Source organism: Chitinophaga sp. YIM B06452 (assembly GCF_039655965.1).
GTDB lineage: Bacteria > Bacteroidota > Bacteroidia > Chitinophagales > Chitinophagaceae > Chitinophaga.
Map to the genome: position 1 here is coordinate 374,566 of NZ_JAWLKY010000003.1, position 20,201 is coordinate 394,766.

The 20,201-nt window shown below is 46.8% G+C and carries 24 protein-coding genes; 22 read left to right on the forward strand and 2 right to left on the reverse strand.

The window, feature by feature from the left end; genetic code table 11:
- Window positions 1–8: 8 nt before the first annotated feature.
- From R3I13_RS18340 to R3I13_RS18380, 9 genes are all read left to right on the forward strand, one after another.
- Window positions 9–572 carry a hypothetical protein gene (locus R3I13_RS18340; RefSeq protein WP_346319414.1) on the forward strand — a complete coding sequence of 188 codons (564 nt, stop codon included), beginning with the start codon at window positions 9–11 and terminating at the stop codon, window positions 570–572.
- Window positions 550–1,290, forward strand: a complete 741-nt coding sequence (locus tag R3I13_RS18345; RefSeq protein ID WP_346319415.1) for a hypothetical protein — start codon at window positions 550–552, stop codon at window positions 1,288–1,290. Before R3I13_RS18340 ends, R3I13_RS18345 begins: the two co-directional genes overlap by 23 nt.
- Before the next feature lie 39 nt (window positions 1,291–1,329).
- Window positions 1,330–2,010, forward strand: a complete 681-nt coding sequence (locus tag R3I13_RS18350; RefSeq protein WP_346319416.1) for a hypothetical protein — start codon at window positions 1,330–1,332, stop codon at window positions 2,008–2,010.
- Window positions 2,011–2,043: 33 nt separating this feature from the next.
- A complete protein-coding gene (locus R3I13_RS18355) occupies window positions 2,044–3,108 on the forward strand; it encodes a hypothetical protein (RefSeq protein ID WP_346319417.1) in 1,065 nt (354 codons plus the stop codon).
- 50 nt (window positions 3,109–3,158) lie between these two features.
- Complete coding sequence (locus tag R3I13_RS18360; RefSeq protein ID WP_346319418.1) at window positions 3,159–4,433, forward strand: hypothetical protein; 1,275 nt, start codon at window positions 3,159–3,161, stop codon at window positions 4,431–4,433.
- Between the two features lie 204 nt (window positions 4,434–4,637).
- Window positions 4,638–5,138, forward strand: coding sequence for a hypothetical protein (locus R3I13_RS18365; RefSeq protein ID WP_346319419.1), 501 nt, complete (start codon window positions 4,638–4,640; stop codon window positions 5,136–5,138).
- 93 nt (window positions 5,139–5,231) lie between these two features.
- Window positions 5,232–6,284 (forward strand): hypothetical protein, encoded by a 1,053-nt coding sequence (locus R3I13_RS18370; protein WP_346319420.1) that lies wholly within the window; start codon window positions 5,232–5,234, stop codon window positions 6,282–6,284.
- 327 nt (window positions 6,285–6,611) lie between these two features.
- Complete coding sequence (locus tag R3I13_RS18375; protein ID WP_346319421.1) at window positions 6,612–6,857, forward strand: hypothetical protein; 246 nt, start codon at window positions 6,612–6,614, stop codon at window positions 6,855–6,857.
- 772 nt (window positions 6,858–7,629) lie between these two features.
- The gene (locus R3I13_RS18380; RefSeq protein ID WP_346319422.1) at window positions 7,630–8,211 is read left to right on the forward strand and encodes a hypothetical protein; all 582 of its coding nucleotides are present in this window, start codon (window positions 7,630–7,632) and stop codon (window positions 8,209–8,211) included.
- Between the two features lie 106 nt (window positions 8,212–8,317).
- Here R3I13_RS18380 and R3I13_RS18385 read toward each other — a convergent pair whose 3' ends face one another.
- On the reverse strand, window positions 8,318–8,791 hold the full coding sequence (locus tag R3I13_RS18385; protein WP_346319423.1) for a hypothetical protein: 474 nt from the start codon (window positions 8,789–8,791) through the stop codon (window positions 8,318–8,320).
- A 938-nt stretch (window positions 8,792–9,729) separates the two neighbouring features.
- On the opposite strand from R3I13_RS18385, the gene R3I13_RS18390 reads away from it, so the two are divergent.
- The 13 genes from R3I13_RS18390 to R3I13_RS18450 all read left to right on the forward strand — a co-directional run bounded on the left by R3I13_RS18390 (window position 9,730) and on the right by R3I13_RS18450 (window position 19,400).
- Complete coding sequence (locus R3I13_RS18390; protein ID WP_346319424.1) at window positions 9,730–10,590, forward strand: hypothetical protein; 861 nt, start codon at window positions 9,730–9,732, stop codon at window positions 10,588–10,590.
- 41 nt (window positions 10,591–10,631) lie between these two features.
- Window positions 10,632–11,009 (forward strand): single-stranded DNA-binding protein, encoded by a 378-nt coding sequence (locus R3I13_RS18395; RefSeq protein ID WP_346319425.1) that lies wholly within the window; start codon window positions 10,632–10,634, stop codon window positions 11,007–11,009.
- 99 nt (window positions 11,010–11,108) lie between these two features.
- A complete protein-coding gene (locus R3I13_RS18400; RefSeq protein WP_346319426.1) occupies window positions 11,109–11,606 on the forward strand; it encodes a hypothetical protein in 498 nt (165 codons plus the stop codon).
- Between the two features lie 48 nt (window positions 11,607–11,654).
- Complete coding sequence (locus tag R3I13_RS18405) at window positions 11,655–12,173, forward strand: PRTRC system protein E (RefSeq protein WP_346319427.1); 519 nt, start codon at window positions 11,655–11,657, stop codon at window positions 12,171–12,173.
- Window positions 12,174–12,192: 19 nt separating this feature from the next.
- Complete coding sequence (locus R3I13_RS18410) at window positions 12,193–12,414, forward strand: PRTRC system protein C (RefSeq protein ID WP_346319428.1); 222 nt, start codon at window positions 12,193–12,195, stop codon at window positions 12,412–12,414.
- Window positions 12,415–12,478: 64 nt separating this feature from the next.
- Window positions 12,479–13,582: a hypothetical protein gene (locus R3I13_RS18415; RefSeq protein WP_346319429.1), complete on the forward strand. Its 1,104-nt coding sequence runs from the start codon at window positions 12,479–12,481 to the stop codon at window positions 13,580–13,582.
- Window positions 13,579–14,292: a PRTRC system protein B gene (locus R3I13_RS18420; RefSeq protein ID WP_346319430.1), complete on the forward strand. Its 714-nt coding sequence runs from the start codon at window positions 13,579–13,581 to the stop codon at window positions 14,290–14,292. Before R3I13_RS18415 ends, R3I13_RS18420 begins: the two co-directional genes overlap by 4 nt.
- Window positions 14,289–15,098, forward strand: coding sequence for a PRTRC system ThiF family protein (locus tag R3I13_RS18425; protein ID WP_346319431.1), 810 nt, complete (start codon window positions 14,289–14,291; stop codon window positions 15,096–15,098). Before R3I13_RS18420 ends, R3I13_RS18425 begins: the two co-directional genes overlap by 4 nt.
- Window positions 15,099–15,644: 546 nt before the next feature.
- Window positions 15,645–17,306, forward strand: coding sequence for a hypothetical protein (locus R3I13_RS18430; protein WP_346319432.1), 1,662 nt, complete (start codon window positions 15,645–15,647; stop codon window positions 17,304–17,306).
- A gap of 12 nt (window positions 17,307–17,318) precedes the next feature.
- Window positions 17,319–17,702, forward strand: coding sequence for a hypothetical protein (locus tag R3I13_RS18435; RefSeq protein WP_346319433.1), 384 nt, complete (start codon window positions 17,319–17,321; stop codon window positions 17,700–17,702).
- Window positions 17,695–18,435 carry a hypothetical protein gene (locus R3I13_RS18440; RefSeq protein WP_346319434.1) on the forward strand — a complete coding sequence of 247 codons (741 nt, stop codon included), beginning with the start codon at window positions 17,695–17,697 and terminating at the stop codon, window positions 18,433–18,435. The genes R3I13_RS18435 and R3I13_RS18440 overlap by 8 nt, the downstream gene beginning before the upstream one ends.
- A 67-nt stretch (window positions 18,436–18,502) precedes the next feature.
- Window positions 18,503–18,781: a hypothetical protein gene (locus tag R3I13_RS18445; protein ID WP_346319435.1), complete on the forward strand. Its 279-nt coding sequence runs from the start codon at window positions 18,503–18,505 to the stop codon at window positions 18,779–18,781.
- A 25-nt stretch (window positions 18,782–18,806) separates the two neighbouring features.
- Window positions 18,807–19,400 (forward strand): hypothetical protein, encoded by a 594-nt coding sequence (locus tag R3I13_RS18450; RefSeq protein ID WP_346319436.1) that lies wholly within the window; start codon window positions 18,807–18,809, stop codon window positions 19,398–19,400.
- Window positions 19,401–19,420: 20 nt separating this feature from the next.
- Here the strand turns inward: R3I13_RS18450 and R3I13_RS18455 are convergent, their stop codons facing one another.
- Window positions 19,421–19,942, reverse strand: a complete 522-nt coding sequence (locus R3I13_RS18455; protein ID WP_346319437.1) for a hypothetical protein — start codon at window positions 19,940–19,942, stop codon at window positions 19,421–19,423.
- Window positions 19,943–20,201 lie beyond the last annotated feature (259 nt).

Consider the following 20,201-nt stretch of genomic DNA (forward strand, 5'->3'; position numbering starts at 1 on the left):
CGTACCACATGCCACAATACAGCTCTCCTGTCATCGACGCACTCAAAGATTGGAAATCGCAGGAAGATGCCCGCCAGTCAGTCCTTAACACAGGTATGGGCCAAAGTAAGGCTTTCCTCAAAAGCAGGCTGGCGGCTTACAAAAAAATCTATCGCGATAACCGGCATTTGACAGACCCTTCCCATAAAGAAGACCTCAAGGCACTGAAAGGACAAATCGATCAATTGAATAAACAATTGTATTCACGAAAAGAGCGAATCATTCGCGGCGCCTGGAACCTGTTAAAGATGCCAGTTATGCCGCTGGTGCGGCCCCTTGGTAGGATGGCGCGGGGGCAATACGATCGGCTTAAAGATGCATTGGACGACCAGGTGCGCCGGTTGTTCGCACGAGGGCATGCCGTTCAGGAACCGACAGGACAGGATCTGGCGAGTAAACTACAGGCGGAACGCAAACAATCGGCAGTGACCGTGCCAGAAGAGCCGATCCAACTCATCCAGCCCCTTGTCAAAAGGATAATAAAGCTCAATAAACAGGGCAGGAGTAAAGATGGGCCGTCAATATCCGGTTGATACGATGCCGTTATATCACTCAAATAAATGGTTAGCCATGTCGATAAAAGCAAAAGTCGCTCGTGCAATTAATATGCTGGAACATAAAGGATTTCAAGCGAAGCAACATGTTCCTGCCCTGTTTATAAACCTGCAAATACAGAAACTGGCTTTTCAGCTGCAGGAACGGCGCGATGAGCTGGATGGTAAAATGCATCTCGATTTATTTATGAATACGGATCAGCACATGCAGGGCTTGTACCTGGAATGTTATTCGGCCAGGTGGGTCCCTGCCATGGCGCTGCCACGGGCTATCATCAATGGCATTGATACGACCCTGTTGCAACGGCGGATGGATCAGATCGACTGGCATCAGAATGGACCGCGGCTCTATCAGTCGTTTTTTTCTGGCCGTGCAGGCACCGACCTAAAAACGACGGATGTTCTCACAGATTTATTCAGCTTGGGAAAAGGATACGATCCGCAGGGGATGCATGCACGGGACCATTTCATTTACAACTTTCTGTTGGGCACCGGTATCGAATGGTATATCGATTGTCAACAGGTCAAACAGCAATTTGAAATCACACGGCATTTTCATACATCTGACAATATGCCTCATGTTACGCAAGCCGCGTTAACACTCCGCCAGTCTTTCTATCAACCACGCCAGTTGATCAGTGTTCGCCGTCTTCCGGGTGTTCCAGGCCGCGCCAGCCCTCCGGGAATGCACCATTAGTGGAGAAACAGCTTTTTGTCACGCAGATATTACAATTATATGAATAAACAAGTTGACGATATCGTTAAGTCGGTAAATCGCATTGGCCTGGAGGGTGAACAGCATCGGGCGTTCATTGAAGATCAAGTAAAACACGGAAAGCCGCAGATTATAGTTTGCGCCGTGACTGATCAGGAGGATGGCAATTCCCTGCTGACAGAATTGAATTTTAGCATCGATTACTTAACGGGGAAGTACCACATAGATAGATATCGGGTGCATGTGCAGCAACCCATGGTTTTTCCGGATGTTACCATAAACGGCATTTCAGTAAGAACGTTGCATAACAGGATGGAAAATGTGAATTGGGGCAAAGACTTTAAGGATGCCTACCTCCACTTCTTTGATGATACGCTTGAAAAAATAAAAGAGAATTCTCCGATTATTGCGATTTTAAAAGACCTGTGGAAACTTTCTCACAACGACGACCCTGCGGGGATTGAATTTCGGGACAAGTTAATGTTCAAGTTTCTGTTAGAAACACCATTTGAAAAATATCATGACTTATCCCACTTAAAAAATCGCTTTTCCGCTCAGAAAACATATTCCGCTGAAAATCTCCCTAAACTCAGTACTGCATACAAGGAATTGGTTAAGGAGATGAACAAGGGGCGATTTGTACCCCGGCGCCCCCGCCTTCTTAAGCAGCAAAAAGGTCAGTCCAAAGGAATGCAACCATAAACTTAACATATGTAACCAGAAATACTGGGAGAAATGATGCTTACCAATTACAATGAACTATGCCGGCAAATTGAGGCCAATGGCTACATAGATCCGCATTTGAAAGAGGACTTGCGCATTGATATGCAGAATGGTAAGCAATTGATAGAGTTGTTTCCTCGCGATGGTGGGTTTAGAATCAATGACGACCAGGTAAATTATATGCTAACAGTCAGCAGGTATCGTAAGGGGTATGTTTGGGACGGCGCAGCTGTAGTGCTGCACCGAAATTTGCCGATCCGTCATTGCACCATTAACGGGCTCAATACCAGCGAGCTTGAACAGCGCATGAAACCCATTGACTGGATGCGGGATTACGGCGCCTTGCATAAAGCGAACGGAAACAATCCGGAAGTGGCAAAGACCCTTTCAAAGGTGACCGCGATTCTCGATGATCTACTGGCCCTTCAATCAACCGGCGGTGATCGTGGCATAGACATTTCCCTGCAATTGATACAACGATACGTGATGGCTGGACCGAACGGCGTGGCTCACAACCTTCATGCTTATATGTTGCAATTGAGTCCACCGCTCAGCCATTTTTTTGATATGACAGCCCAGCCTTTCACATTCAGGGAGGCTTATCACCTGTTGAGCAGCCGGGCGGTCCGGAAGAAAATACATGATCCGGTGCAGGGGACCAATTTTCAATGGTTCCGGCTGAACCTGGATCCCCGGGGCTTCGGTGACCCCAGTGAAATGCTGCAGTACCCTGACTTTAACTTACTACCGCAATTGGCAAAGTTACCCTGCCCTGAAATCAACGGCCCTCTTTTGCACCAATGTAAACGGATTCTGCATGCCGGCGATCTGCTCTATCTGACTTCTCCAGCTGGACCGGTTACTGTTACTGTGGACCCTGCACAGCGGGTACTCTATGGTTTAAATGACTATTTGGAACCGATCAGTCATGCTGCACTATTGAGGCGGTTCGATCCTACAAATGTCTTCCTGCAGAAAAAAGGGCCGCCCGTTTTCCGAAATGTCAGGTTCCCGCGGACGTTAAAGGGCGTTCCACTACGGAACCCATTTGGCAAAAGAGGGCCTCCCCGCCAGTAATCAGAACCTGAAAAAAATATCGTATTGTTTATCTTATTAATATGTTTAATATGAGTGACTTAAATGTGAATTATGTAAGGAAGCAACTGCAAACTAGCGGTTTTGGAGATGCCGTGTTGCAGGACCTGCCGGAGAAGCTGGCAGCGGGATTGCCAGAAGTGAAAATTGTGGAACTACAAGAGCACAGTGACATTCCAGTCATAGCGCAAGCCGTGCTTAAACAGGGAGATAAACCGGAGAACTATTTTTACAACGGCTACCTGGCCACCGCCTATCGCCCGATTTCTATCAAACATCCACCCGGGTTAATTGGTCCCTATTCAGTGTTGGAGGGGGGTAATAACCTATATGTTGATACCCGAACACTGGAGGTGGAGCTTTCAATTTTGCAACAACAACGTCTTTCCTTGGAAATCAGTGACCCTGTTTCCCAACTAAAAATGCAGTTGGCCGGGCAACATAGGCAAATAGAACTCAAAAGGGGGATTGAAGAGATCGAACGCGATTTACAGCTGCTGATGACCAAGGAGCCCGGCATCTTTAATCGTTTGCTGGTCAAATATGAGCCATCGGTCGATTTTGATATTCCCGACAAAATGCTGAAAAGGCAACAGCAGACCCGCGACAGGCACCAACCTTTCCAGTATTTTAAGACAAAATATGGCATTAACATCCAGCAGGCTACCAGGATGCTGGCTCATAAGGTTTGGGTCTACCTGAAGCTTCAACATGAACAAACGGGTGAAGAATATGGTTCATGGCATAAAATCAACTTTAACAAACTAACGCCGTCTGGCAACCACGAGTACCACAAAGCACACGATGCCATGAAGTATGATCTCGAAAAGGTGTTGGCCAGGTATGCGTTCCAGGAAATTGATCTTCCGGATCCGAGGGCTAGGCAGGCAGCAATCCATCAAATCTGCAACCAGATCAGACAAGGGGACCTGCCGGTGGTGACACCGGTAAATCCCGCGTTATTGCAGGTGCGGTTGGGCGCCAACCCCCTGTATGATTCCCTACAGATCTTTAGCATGTTGATGAAACTGGAAAAGCATGGTCCCTACAGGGTGCCGGAAAAAGCCGAAACAACAACACTGGTGATCCAGGAAGCTGCTCAACCGTTGGAAGTGCCGGAAGGGATCATTGCGCCTGGTACACCAACGAGGGAGGATGATACCGATACCTCCAGCAAAGAGGGTTTATCGCCTGAAAAAAAAAATTCGAAGGACCACAACCGCCGGTTGAAGGCCAATCAGGGATATCAGGGTAAGAACAATAATAGGCCCACCAAAGGACGAGGTAAGGGGAACGGTATTACATGACTTTTACTACCGTTTAGAGCAAAGTCAGGGTCGGCGGCTCACCGGCTTGCTGATCCTTTGCTTTTTCAATGAACGCTGAATGGTGACGATATAGCTGTGGCTTAGGTGTATACCAGGGTTATTTCAATTTTGGTCCTTTGTCCGTGCACAAAGGCAGATATTTTACCGCCCAGGTAGTTAATTGTTAACGTAAAAGTTTGCAATATGAGTAATGCGAATGATAGGTATGAGTTGATCGTTCTCTGTGATGATCAGGTCTATGGCATTTTCTCGACATTTTCGCGTACCAGCTTGTATCGTGACTTAAAGGATGCTTGCAAAGCTTTGGTTGCTTTAGACAACGAAAAGTTTGAAGAGGGTCAGTCCGCCAAAAATCAAAACAGCCTGATTTACCACGATGCCATGGTGTTAGACGCGAAAACCAAATTGGTAATGGCAGCTAAACATTTTCTTCGGGCCAATGATATAACTGGTATGCCACCAGGCGTATATCTCCGGATCAACCCCAAACTGTTGACCCGGCATCAATTTGAAGAAATGACCGGATTTAAATTGCCAGATGGCCCTGCCGGCGCCACAAAAGCAGGGTATTATCTGGTGGCAGGCGCGCCAGTCGTGTTGCAACAAAAAGGAATATTTGAACGCATTCGTCGCTTAATCGGGATCGGTAGGAAGAATCCAAGACGAGGAAGGACCATTCATTAATATGGTTCAGAAGACCTGAGGAAGTATACTTATTTTCTATAGCATGGGAAGAAATTATGATAGTAGACACGCTTATTCTTCAATTCCATAGCCATGAACACGCAGGAGAACATCGATGTAGTCTATGCGCAGTTACTCGAAATTGGATTGCCAGATAGACCGAACAATAAAAATTGGATCACTCAAAAAATACTGGAAGGCGTGCAGGCTTTTGATATCTTAGTCTTTCTAGACCAGGATGGACAGGGCACACGCGAAATATTCGGATGTAAAATTACCTGTAAATGTGAAGGCGGCATATACCATGTTCCTGGTATGCAGGCGCGATCGTTCCCTATTTCTGTGATTGAGCATATGGAATATAAAGGGATCAATACCTTTGAACTTCAACAACGAATGGCAACGGTTTTCTGGAATGATCAAGACACCACTTCCTTCTTCCATTTGCAAAAGTCGGCTGAAAGGCCTTTGAATGAGGAGGAACGCTTTGTACAACAGATTTATTTGGATGTGATCACTCTCATGCAGTCCGGGAATACGCAAGCGGTCGGAATATCCCTACAACTGCAACAAAATTTCTGGTTTGGCCAGCATTTTGGCCAACATGTAGGATTAAATAGGGATAGCCTTACACTGTCTCCGGGCATCACTTATGATTTTGATTTTTCAGTACAACAATTTACCATACAGGAGGCGAAAGAGCTATTGCAATTTCGGCCTGTACGCAAAAGTGTTTATACTGTACCACAGGGGGTAGCATATCAATGGTATCAGTTATCACAAAAAGAACGGAATAATGATCAGTGTCATTTAAAAGCCTACCCTGATTTTGATCTTCCTGTATTGTTAGAACCCCTAACATTTTATTTAGGTCCCGGACTACAAATAGCATTGGATCGGCTACATGCCGGTAAGCCTTTATTTGCATATGTTAATGATAAATTATTTACCATGTCCATTGATGCCGCCAATATCAGCCTGAGGATTGAAGATGATCATCACAATACTTACAGTCCGGATATTTTCGCGGACAGTGGAGCCCCAATACAAAAAACTAACCGTCCAGTTACAGTGAAGAATGTCAATAAGGGAAAGAATCGCGCCATGAATAAGCATCCTCCTAAGAGAGGATCTCCCGATCATTGAATACAGGTACTTTGCCCACAGTAATACTGATTATCTGGAAAAAATTAGCCCGAAGTCGGAGCAGGGCGCTGCTGGAGAGCAACTTTGCGAGGTAATAGGGTTAATCATGGGGATGGACCTATAGCCCCCGCCTCAGCGGGGGCTATTCATACTTTTTTACTTTATGTTATTTCGTCCATGTAGTATGGGAACACTTAGATTAGTTGTTGAAAATTGGCCAATGTTCCTGTTGTTGAACCGTGGCCGTGTTTATCCAGGATAGACAATGGCGAAGCAACATGCTATTCCAGGATGCTCATTTTCTTTTAATAAATGCATTCATAAAATATGAAACAGAACGTTAATGACAACGAGCAGGTTAAAGTTGACTTGCCTGATAAAGAGTACATCGAAGTAATGATCGTCGCAAAAAAGTATGAAGTAGAATTAACTATCTATCCTGATGAATCGGCTGATACAATAAATTTGCAGTTTTATGATGGTACCGGGAAGGAATCATATATTATAATTCGCCGGAATCAAGATGGATCGTTTGAAATAGACGATGACAAGCATGTGAGACAAGGGTTATAATATGTCCTCCCAGTATACTTACATTTTATATTTGAGGTTTTTCGTAAATTTTAGGCTATAACTGCCGATTTCATAAAGTTTTTAGTATATGGCGAAAGTTTATCACTTCATTGAAACCCATCCTGTGCTCTTTGTAATAGGATATTTATTGCTTATCGGACTTATTTTTTCGATTGCAATATACATTCACGTGTATGAATTTTACCGTGGGCCGAAATCCCCCGCTCCACCAAAGCGGGAAAAAGCCGTAGAATAGCGTGAAGCTGGTCAGCTTTTTTTGGGCTGTATTTTCGAGTGAATAGAGAAGCCTTGCGTTTTTCACCTGGTGTACTCCTTTTGACTTATGAATATTCTTAGATTATGATGGGGAATTATGTTGGGTCCCTTGTCATTTTCTACATCCCAAAAATCAAAGCGATTTGTCTTTTTGTCCGTTAACTTGAAATTAACAGTGGGTTTTGATAGCTGGCCTAATTTCGCAAAAAAAAAATACTGCCGGAATGTATAAGGAGAAACAGGTCTACAAGATTAATCTAAATTCGGGAATATCAACTTATGTTATGGTCCTGCTTCATCTCCATCACGTGGGCTTTAATAGCTTTGGCCCCTAAAGCGATTCGGCCATCAGCGGACCATAAACCCCTAGCCGTGTTTGGGAGTTGATGGACGCTAAAGGCGCTTGCTATCACGAAGTAGTACTCCCCGAAATAACTGCCAGGTTGAACTAGCTTCAAACGTTAAGGCTTTCAACTTCACCAAAACCAATTTTCATATGAAAAATCAAGCATCAATTTATTCAAGCTCCCTGGAAAATGACCCGGAGCTGAGCATCGCCGATTTTTTTTCAACGTTTAACGTAGAGGAAGCCCATCAGATCATAGAGGACATTTTTATTGCAGCCCATTCCACTAATCTTTATAAAAAGGGTCAGCCAAGGGACGTACTCGTTTTCGCCAAGCTTTTTGGATCGTTAATCGAGGCAGGCCTTGAACTTCATTTGACTTTCGAAAGCAATCCTGAGAATAGGAAAAGGAAAGCACGTTCCAGAGTAGCTGTCTGTGATTTAAAAATTTCGCCGCTTCGGTACCTATCCGCAGAGGAAAGCGGCAATCCCTATCAGGTATTAAGGGGTATATTCACTGATGAGATGGCGGGATGGACCTATGATATGAAGGAAATTTTTGAGCATGCGTTGACGACCAGCCAGCTTCAAACCACCGAGTCCTGTGTAAACCCTTTCAGATTGTTTTTGGCCATCAACAAACTCATAGATACCGCCTACGTCCTTCATACCTGCAATGTTGTACGAAGCGCACTGGATGCTGATAAAACGCTTCCCACTATGGAAGTGTAATGAGGAAATCATTATATTTTTAATTGACAATTGACAGTTCCCGGGAAGAATGTGATCGCAATTCCGGGAACTTTTTTATTGGTATTTGGAATTATTGACAAAAGGGCTACAAAAGGTTATACTTGGCAGCAATTGATTCTACAAGGCAGATGTCGATTACCTGATCAACATGTATGCTACAATAAAACCGTTCATCTTCTCCGTCCAACTCTTCTAACAACGGGTCTGTTAGCTTAATAGAATTTTTCGACTTGATGCGCAAAATGGTGGCACCGATCGGTGATTGCACCCATATGGTGTTACCTATTGGACTAAATTCAATGGCTCCAGCGGGAATGATAATTTCGTCGTTGCGTTGATCTTTGGTGCCTTCCCAGCAACCCGGCTGCTGCAGCAATATTTCTATATCCTCGCTGGTTACCATATCAGCATGACAAACGGGGTTTTCACAGCGGGTTTCCCCGATCTCAATCGAGACATTTGAAAACACTTCCATCAGAATTTTTCCGGATTTAGCTGCCACCCAAAGCCGGTTGCTACCAGGTATAAAACCCAATTCATGAACTAATATGGTAATCATTCTTAATAATACATTTTTATTTTCAGTTTCATGAAAATTTCCCGAAATATGGAGCTGTCACTGTATAAAATTTACAAGTGGGATTTCACTGGGGCAATAGGTTCTTTTGATTCTGTCGCAAATAGGTCCGCCTATTGCTGGTTGACGGCAATTACTGGTTGTTTGTCGAATGGACGACATATCATAATAAGTGTAAGCCCGATCAGTGGCCTGCTGGCTCCATCAATTATTATCACATCCAACTTAATTACCTTGCGTTTAGCGGGTAAATGATGGCCCAATGTACTATAATTTTCGTGCGAAGTAATCCTAGGGGTATTTGAAAATAATTTTCACGAAAATACGCAATCTCATATTTGTTATTGCCTGTATATAAAAAGCTATTCGAGGTAATTTCCAGTAAAGTTCTATCATACCACTCCTCCGATGCACTCAACGGGCTGAATGGCGCTTATAGGTGATTTTCCCCCAATCTATGTTTTCCTGCAGGTTGGTAGATACAACATCGAAAGATGCTAATCCTCATGGCCATGACCTGCAAAAACTCCCTGGTCTTTTTTACAAGGTTATTCTCTTGCGGCGCCAATAAAAATGTAGGCAACAGCTGAAGGGTGATTATTTCCCTCGACGCCGAAGCGGCGAAGTTAAGCTCCACGCATGTCTTCCATGGACTGCGGCCCGCCTGTCCGTCGGGCCTTGCGCGTTTGCCCAAAAAAATCTTCCCCACGTTGTTGAAATCCGACCAATGGCCGCGGGCGTATTTTTTTGCGCAAATCCATTCCAGACATCACCCACGCTGCTTGTGAGAGGGCCTCTCGGCCGTCGAGGGAAAACATTTTTAACAGATCAAGGAAAAATCAAAAACAAGGTTTATGGGAAGGTCAATTAGATTCAACGATCAGGCAGCATGTGTAAGGGCATGGGCAAACCAACAATGCATGGAAGGGCATGCTTCTCATCTTTTTTTTGATGGGAACACCATTTTCAGTTATGGCATGCACTTCCCGATAGCAACGATTTTCGGTCACGTTGTTTTTTTTAATCATAGCAAATATTCTGTTACGACCTCCTGTCACCAATCATTGGTGAGAAATGAGATCAAACATAAACAGGTCATACCTGTGGAGGTACTCCCGGTGGATCGTGACCCCCGACATGACAGGAGCTTTCAGGAAAGGAATGTCGAGTACTGGTTAAAGGAGATGAAGGCGTGTTGGCAGCAGCTGGCCCAGCACCCGAAAAGGCGTTCGCTGGAGCAGAAAATCAGGGCATACGCGGACTATATCCGTCAGTTTATACAACTATTGGGGATTATTCCCACTAAATCTTTTGCGGCCTTATTGGAAGCCGTGGATGCCAAGAAATTGTCGGTGTTCCTTCGTCGGGAGGTAAAGGGCCGCCTGTTTACTACAGCACCAAAGGCCCTCAGCCTCAAACAACATTTTCTACGACAATTAGCGGCATGGGAGAAGGGCTTCCTGCCTGTCGTTTCATATTCAGCTTGCCCTGAGGAATTAGCGGACATTGCTTATTTACGCTTTAATGATCTCACCAATAGGATTGAAACCAGCAAAGAAATACAAATGCCGGTGGCGCTGGCTTATCGATGCTGGCGATCCATACAGGAACATATTGCCCGGAAGCAATATGTCTGTGATATTCCCTTGCTGTCTTATCACGTCTCCAAGATCACAGCTACTCACATTATTATCAATTGCCATACCATCCCTGTCAGACAGGTGAACAAGATCGCCCAGCAGCTGGGCTGGCAATACCCGGAAACGGCTGCCAACACTTAAAATATCTCGTCATTTATTCACTCACATCAAAATCAATAGTTATGGAAATGGTAGGAAGATTAACCGCAGACGCGCAGGTAAAGACATTCAGCACAGAAAAGAGTGTCACAAAATTTCGTATAGCCGTCGATCAGGGCTATATGCACAAAGGAATATGGGTAGATAAAACCTTGTTTCTGGATTGCGAATATTGGAGAGGGGCCGCCATTGCCCCGTACCTCACCAAAGGCGTACTGGTGCAGGTAGCCGGATGGCTGGAACTCTACATCAACGAGGACAGCGGAAAAGCCAGGTTGATTTGTCATCTGGACAAGTTGAAGCTCCATGGCCGGACCAGCGGCAATGGGAAGGGTAGGAAGGAGCCTGCCACCGCCGACCACACTGTAGAAGAAACCGTTTCCGATGACCTGCCCTTTTAAGGTTAGCGAGGTTCGATTGTAAACACCGGCCACCCTCGTGGCCGGTATTCTCTCACCATCTTTTACCCCGCTGCCGGGTTACGGGCAGCAAAAACGACGATGAACACACCGCACAAACTGGATACGATCCGCGAAGATTTTCAACAACTTCATACCGCGTATAGTCTGCACAGATCGCAGCTGCTGAAATCTATTGAAGATAGCAGAACCAAAGTCGCGCAGCTGGAACAGCAACTGGCTTCTCTTGAACGGGAGCCGGTGGCTTGGACGCGCCAACTGGTCATTCCGGTGATGGAAGCCATTGCCCGGCAACTACCAGAATGGTTGCCCGATCCGCTCAGTTACAGTTTTAGTCCTGCCGAGCCGCAGGTTGGCCTCTTTTTTTACCGCGACCTATCGCTGCCCCTGCCGGAGCGGATGGAAGCCAGCAACAGTATTTATATCTGCCTGCGCCCGGGTGATCTGGAAAAAGGGGAGCTGTTGTTCGATACCAGCGATCCATTGGCTGATTCCTATCCCGATGCGCAGTTTATCCCGCTGCTAACAATCGAGCAGGCGGTGGAACACCTGCAACGGCAGATCAAAGCACAGGGATGATGCCTGTAGCTGCCATCAGCATTTTTATTCACTTAAAAAAACATGCACATGCAAACCGCTAATTTTTTTCAGTCTATATATGAGCTTTTACCAAAGGGTAACCTTCAGATAGTGGTCAAAACCAATGGCGGTGATCAAATGAAGGTTTCTATCATGCTGACCGGGGAGAACGGTCAGCGGCAATCCGATATTCCGGCGGTGCCATTGGTGTTAACCGGCACCCCCGCGATGTTGGATGAAGGTTTTTTTGCCACGATTGCCAAACCCGTACAAAAAACCGTCGAACTGATCACCAACCTGAAAGCGTATGACAAAGCGCTGGAAAAAAACCGCACCGAATCCCGGATGGAAAAAGACCAGAAAGACAAAGAAACCAAAGAGCAGACTGAACGCAAAAAGAAGTACGAGACACAAATTGACAAAGTAAAGCAACTCAGGGAGCAGAAGAAATATGGGGAGGCCATTGGTCAGCTGCCCAAGGCTGCGGATTTCCCCGAGCATGAAGCCGAGATCAAATCTCTACATGAAGAACTCCGTAGCCTGCACGGGCAGTTGTCTATGTTTTAACCTTTAATAATGTATCAATATGGAACTTATCATCAATGAAATGCCGCGCATATTCAAAATGGAGCTGAAAGGCAAGGCCATCGAATTACCGGAGATCGGCGGCGATCTCAGCCCGGAGGACGTGTTGAATTTTTATGCCAACAATTACCCGGAACTTACGACAGCTAAAATTGTCGGGCCGAAGATTGATAATGATCAGGTCATCTACCAGTTTGTTCCAACGCTCGGCACCAAAGGATAAATAGGGAAATTATGAAAACAAAAAAACAGGCACGAATTCGTAAGCTCAATAAATATTCATCCGAATGGACCATGTATCAAAAATTTTCAGATATGCTCGACATGTTAAACCGGCCCAAAGACGCGGCGGCTGTAACCATCGAAAAACTGGCGACGGCTCCGCTGCCTTTGCTGACCAAAATTTTTTAAAGCATGCTTTTACCCCGGTCATGCCTTACCATCCGCTGCTGCATCAGCAGCGGATGGGCGTGGAGCGATCTTTTTTTGCTTCGCTCCACCATCTGGCAGAACTGTACGGTTTTACGCCACGAGATGTCACCGGTATTACCTACCCGCTCAACATTACACTGGCCTATGAACATGCCAAAGAGGTGCTTTCCCGCCAAACGGGAAATCTGAGTCTGCGCATCTACGCCATAACAGGTAATGAGGTGGCATTGGTCACTACTGTACCTTACGACACCAACTGGACACTCTACTATATCCCTGTTAAACCCATTTATCTGCTGGAACAGCAGGGGCTGTCTAAGCAAGTGGGCTTGTTGTTGTCTATCTGCGCCTACCTGCTCCAAGTGGTGATGGTGCCCACCTTTACTGGCGGGATGGATTATGTCTGTGGCGCATACGCCAGCATCCGACAGTGGATGGATGATACGGAAACCGGGGACGGCGAACAGAATTATCCCGAGGAATTAGCGGAGATGGACCAATTGGAAAAGATTGGTGAACAGATGATGGCACAAATGCGTGAAGTCGCCCATTTGCAGGCATTTGAACGGCGGGTAAAGACTTTTCGGCCCCAAAGCAATGGGGACAGGCAACTGCGAAAAATTGCGCAGGCAGCACTCAGCCTGTATGCAGATTATCCAACCCAATCCATCTTCGGCCTCATCCCCGACCGGGATGAAGAACTCGCGGAAGATGACAATTATTATGTCACTACATTGGATCAATACCTTTCTTTTTATTGGAGCAGCAGGGGCGCATTGGCCGAGCAACTCGAAAGCTACGTCAACTGCGATCTGGAAAACAACTCCGCCATTGACGAGCCGGTGAATTACCAGGTATTCAACAGCCCGCAAGCTGCCGTTTTCCACGATCAGGATTTCTGTGTTCGGTTGTTTTCATTGATCGCCGATCTTTCCACCTTTTTATATGAATTGCCATGAAAGAGATCACACAAGCGTTTAAAAACATTTTTGCTCCGGCATGTGCCATGGTCATTTACCAATCACGGACGCATGCCCCGGAGCTATACGTTGAAACCTATGACTTCAATGATCATGGCAGGCCGGTCAATGCCCGTCCACTCTCTGTGGACGAGGCCAGCAGGTTGTCGAGGATGCTGGATGTAAAGTACGCTTTACAGCGAGGCTTTTTATGCCCGGAGGGTTTACTGCCGGAAAACGTATTATATCTCTCCCCCATAGGGGAAGGCATGGTGATCTGGTATACACCTCCGCAGGAAGTGAATTTGCTATTCATCGAAAAATTGGGCATTCCCAACGGAAAGGCTTATGTACCGGGCCTCATCTGGAAGGCCACACCGAAAGCGCTGCAAGTGTTTGCATTTTTAGGGAAGGACAAGCCGCAAGCAAAAACACCGTTGTATCATGCCCCATTTTTTAACCTGTACAACAATGGTTCGGTTTGTATGGGTACTGTAGAACCGGAAGGGTTTGCTCCCACCTTGAACCGGTTCATGGCCGGTTGGGAGCAAACCTTCTGGCGGAGTTATTTCAGCCATGTGAATGGCTCGGCCAGCCCCGTTAAAGGTAATATCGTCCAGCTATGGAAGAAACTGGTCGGCTCCGGTACGCCATTCCCGGAGGGTTCATTAAAAAGTATGGGTAAAACTCTTTTCAATATTTTAACATGAAACAAGCATCAAAAAAGAAAATGCATTTTACACCCGCTGGCCTGCTGCAGCCCACTAACCCGGTTCGCGTGAACCTGATCGGATGTGGAGGCACCGGTAGCCGGGTTCTGGACGAACTGGCCCGCATTCATTATGCCTTGTTATCCTTTGGCCATCCCGGTATGAGCGTATACGTGTTTGATGAAGATACCGTCAGCGCCGCCAATGTAGGGCGCGGATTTTTGAAAGGAGAGATCGGGTTAAATAAAGCAGGGCTGCTGGTCAACAATATTAATCGCAGCATGGGCACCGATTGGAAAGCCTTCGATTTTTCCTTTGGGTATGATACCCTGTCAAGGATCGGCTATCGCGCACTGGCCAGCGTAACTATTACATGCGTGGACAAAGTAAGACCCCGACTCGAAATCATCGACATTTTGAAAGATATTCGAGGAAAGGCAGGGCACCACGCCCACCAGCCGCTGTATCACCTTGATTTTGGCAACAGTCAGTATACGGGGCAGGTCATATTATCAACCGTTGGCGAAATAGAACAGCCCGCGTCGAAAAAATACCGGCCCGTAGCAACATTGCCCCTGCTGACCGATGAATATCGTGAACTGCTGGCACAATCCACGCAGGAGGATGACAGCCCAAGCTGCTCCCTACCTGTTGCACTTACCAAACAGGACCTTTTTATCAATCCATCCCTGGCTACGCTAGGTACTTCACTGCTTTGGAAACTATTTCGGCAGGGCATGTCCGATGTCAGGGGATTTTTCCTCAATCTGGCGACTTACCGGCTGCAACCCCTTATGGTGGATTAGTAAGTGGTCACCAGCGTTGAACAGAAGCAGCAAGGCCATTTGCTCAACGCTGGTGAAATCAGCCAGATATAGGATGCTATTTTATGGGACCGAAGGCACAAATAAAGTTGCATGCATCGGGCGCAAAGATGTTTGAGCTGGCCTGCCAAAGCCCGGGAGCGACCGGCCCTATGGGGCCGGTCGCTGGTCAGATCTTTTAAGACGTTGCCCAGGATGGCCCAGCGTAGTAGGATAACCGGCATTTTTTGGAAATGCTCCTGTGGTAACTGGAATTACGTAGTTGCGCAATCAAAGCCCACCGTTCTGCATTTGGGCTGAGTTATTATTTATTCTAACTACGCCACGTTCATATTTTCAGGATAACTAGTGTATTCATTTAGTTTTATGCCTTACTGTGATTAAAAATTTACGTTCTATACTTTGTATTCAAAAAATTACTATTTTTAATTCCATAATGCCCCATTGCCGGCGCGCACCCCAACGTGCAAAAATTATTTTCCATTTCTTGAATTGAACTCCTGCATCTTAAGATGAAAGCATCCCTATATGACCAAATATTTAACGCTTTTTCTTCTTTTTGGTTGCGCCCTTGCGCATGCGCAGGTATTTAAGAAGGAGGTATTAACTGTTAATCTGATTTCTGAATCCTTTGACAAGGTATTACCCTACGATGAGCCGTTCCGGATCACAGGGGACCTCTCCAAGTGGAAAGGCGCAGAAGCTGTTGAATTGCGGTACAAACTCAAAGAAGGGGAGCATGCTTTCTGGGTGAATAAGCGGTTCCGGGGGAACTCTGCACCAATGATCACCCTCGTTAAACCAGATAGTGTCACCTTTACCGTGGATTGCGAAGGTGTGACGGCTAATCATACCTATACGTTCACGTTCCTGATCTATTCCTCGCTGAAAGATGAAAAACTGAAAGCAAGCATCAAAAAAGTTATCGCAAGCAATATCCGTTCCTTCCTGGATAGCACCCGGCAAGATTTTTCAAGCCAACAATTATTATCACTGGAACGCAAGATTGACAATGCCATCAAAGTGGCCCTATCAAAAAAACATTATTTTAAAATCGAGAAATGGCCCGGCCTACCCGTTGAAATAGATATGCTGGACAACCGTGATACCATCTTCCGGCTGGGCGCTATCAGGCAACAGGTTAACGACCTGCTAAGAGACGGGTATAATCGCATTCGCGATTTTAAGAGCAGTACCGCGGTACGAAAGGAACTTGACTCCATGCTCACTCATCCCCAGCCCCAGCTTGCTTCCCTGCTGGACGCCGCGACAAACCCGGCCATGCTGACTGAAAATGGTAAAAAGATCCTTGACAGACAGATTGATACCGTCGACAAAAGATTTGCCGGGCATACGATCCGCAATTTTAAAACGTACCTGCAGACAATTCTGCGCGATCAATTGGCCGTTGACGATATCCTTGATGGCGGCAGATCGTTTAACGGCCGGTTCCTGGAACCGAGCCAGGTCCATGACACTGCTTTCTTGAACTTCTTGTACAACTATTTTACCGCACTGGAACAAACAGAATTTAAGCCTGGCCAAAAACCGACACATTTCGACGCCACCCTATTAGGACTTCGAGAACTGATCAATATTTATCTTTCCAGTGTACTGAAGTATATGGCCGCCTTGCGAACAAAGGCAAACCTCGAATCAACACTCCCGGACCTGATTGCAGATTATTATGTCGCCGAGCAGATCTCTTTTGAAGACGAGGTAAGCATTGATATGGCCAGCAGCAGCTCTCCTTATATCGGTTTGAATGCCGGGGTGGGTTACAATGGCGGCTTCCGCAACTTTTTTGCGTTGTACGGCGTGAACGTGTACCTGCTGCCGGTAAAGAAGAGAGTACCCTTAAGGAACTACAGGGATCACCCACTGATCTATGCGTTGAAAAGCACCTGCCTGACCATTGGCATCATCCACAATTATTACGAGAGCAACGCCAACGGTAAACGCTATGAGCCCTTGCTGGGTAGCGGCAATGACCTGATGATCGGTGTAGGACACCGTTTGAACCGCGCATTGCAGATCAATGTGGGCAGCGCGCTCTATTTTCGCAAAGCATATGACCCGGCAGTCGACGACCGGTCTATAGCGGGCAAGATCTGTGTTTCGCTGACCGTAGATGCTGATCTGCTGGGCGGACTTACCAATGTTGGCAAAGCCTTAAAGATCATTCAATAAAATCCCAAAACCATGAGTTACCTCTCGATACCTTATCCACCAAAGGTCTTTAGTGATGACGACCTGCAAAATGAGATCCCCGCCATCCGGATAGGGGAGACCTGTTATTTCCTGCCGATTATTTATCCTCACGGCACCAATGACCCTTCCAACATGACCGTGACGATCTATATCGTCGAAACGGACAGCTTTTCATTTCTGACGGAGAATGGCCGCTATGTCGACGCACTCGTATTTGAGAATATTGACAATTTCCGCGATGTAGGCCTGGAATTTATCCTGATCGAGGACGGCGATCTACCTGGCCCCCTGGGCGAAGTCTCCTTAGAATTTGTTGTAACGGCACCGCATGTTTCCGGTCCTGAACCACGCACACACCGATTTGCTTATGTATAGGTATTTATCAAGCTTCCTGCTTGGGCTTTTATTTCTCTGCTGGGCGGCCTGCGAGACCGACCGTGATGGCGACCTGATGAAGATCACGCTCAATGACAGCCTGACGGTCACTGTAAGCCCGCCCCCAGGCCCGCTTGCCAACGGTGTGGACAGTGTGCCCATTCTTTGCCGCCTTAACAGTGTGGCAGATTCTGCCTTTTTCCAGTTTGACTATGCTGCCGCTGGCGGCATGGTGCTTGGGCTTCGCGAGGGCAAACTGTTCCTGAAGGATGATGAGGCCACAGCCCATCTACGTGCAGGCCTGGTACCGGGCACGTATTCCCTTTCGGTATTCCTCAACAACGACGTTCAGTATGCCCGCCACTTTTCTATTACATTGGCACCATCGCTACCGGACACCTTGTTGGTGGAGGCAGATAAAAGCATGGCGGATACGACGAGCAACTCCTTTGTGACGTTTTCTGTTTACCTGCGAAAAACAAGAGGAGCTGTAAGCCTCGCCCGTAGTATATCGGCACGAGCATACCAGCTGCGGGGGACTGACACGGTGGACGTTGGCCGTTTTGCGGGACTGGTAAGCAACCGGAGCGATTCTGCCGGTAAAATCAGCCTGCAGTATTATACCGACACCCGCGACCTGGATAACTCACACGTGGTCGAAGTGGCCTTTTCTTCCGGGACCAATCAAAACCGTATAACGACAAGCATTTATCGCCTGGTCGTAAAACAGTGATCCATTGCTCCGTTACCTGCCGGCAACAGCCAGCGGGCGACAAAAACATATTTTAAACAGAACCAGTATGGCTACAATGAAAAAAGCGGCCGCAAAGAAGGCCGCACCGAAAAAGAAGGCGGCGGCGAAAAAAGCGGCCCCCAAAAAGAAAGCAGCGGCAAAGATGGCTGCCCCAAAAAGGAAAGCGGCCGCAAAGAAAGCCGCCCCCAAAAAGAAAGCTGCTGCCAAGAGGGCTGCTCCCAAAAAGAAAGCGGCCGCCAAGAGGGCTGCTCCTAAAAAGAAAGCAGCTGGCAGGAAAAGGTCTAGCGCCAGCCCTCGTAGTGGCGGCAATGGGGGACTCGGATGATATCGGTTACTAAATTACCTTCGCTATGGAAGAACAGCACAGTCCAGCGCCTGCGAGCCTGACAAAAGAAGAAGTACAGCAATTGATCGCCGGGCAGATGGCATCTATGGAGCAGGCGGTGGCCGACAAAACCGTTCAACTGCTGGCCCGGCGCATTTCCGGCAATGGGACCGGCGCCGGGGCGCCCGCTGCCCCGGAAATTCCCCCCAAAGGGATCCCGCTCAGCGGCTTCCTGGAGTTTGCGCGATTCTATTCGACACAGGCCAGCAGTTCCAACCGCAGCCTTGCCCTCGGGGGGATCGCTATCATCTGGATTTTCAAAAAGCCGGACCAGGATGGCCCGCTTATAACGGGCTTGCTGAACCTGCCTTTGTTTTTCCTGGCATTGTCGCTGTCGCTGGACCTGTTGCAATATGTATTCGGCGGGATCGCATGGGACCGGTTTTATGAGCACAAGTACGGACAATGGAAACGTGCCGGCTATCGGGCTGATTTTGCGAAGGACATTGAAGCGCCCAACGGTATATCATGGCCCATCACGATCATGTTTTATTTAAAGGTGGCCTGTACCGCGGTGGCTTACTTTTTTATCATTCGGCATCTCGCCACCATCATTTAAAAGGACGACTAAAAAACTAATTAGCCTATTCTAAACTTCTTTGAAAGGCGGTTTAAATCAGTCAGGCTATGCTGTTGAGTTATTCTCCTTATGTGATGATCCACCGCATGCATGTGTTGAAAGTGTGATTTCTGGGCAGCCAGCGTCTTTTTTAATTCATCGATGAATGTTAAATGCAGCCCGACGCTTCTGATCGCCATCAATTGGTAGTTGTATGAGTCTACCACAAAAATGTTCATGGCATTGTCCCTGCTGGCCAGCCATTTTTCACAATCAGCTTCGTTTAACTTCAGAATATTGAATGAACAATCAAATAGTAATCCATTGAACTCCAGCGTTAAAATTGGAATATTGTCTTTGTCGAATAGTCCATAGGTGAATGCACCGGACTGGATAGCTGCTATTTCAGCGCTGCTTGGGCCATCGATGAAGATATTCAGATCAAAGGTGGTATCCTTAAAATCAATGACAGCGCCAAACTCAACGTTGATGTATCGCTCATCCGGAAATGGTTGACCAACTAAATAAAATAAAGGATGCATGGTTGAGATTCAATTGCTTTTATTGCAATTAACTCTACCTGCGGCTAGGAAGAACACTGGTAATCCTATGAGGATGCGTTGCTAAATGAATGATCCTATAACATCAAGTGACAGGAGTGAAAATAAAATGGCCAGGGGCCTACGAAGGTTCCCCTTTCGAGTATAGCGTCAGCTGAATATGGTGATCAGGTGGCTCAAAAGTGAATGTCGGGGTTATGAAAATCGCGAGAGGTGAAAAATTCTCGACTTTGGCGGTTAA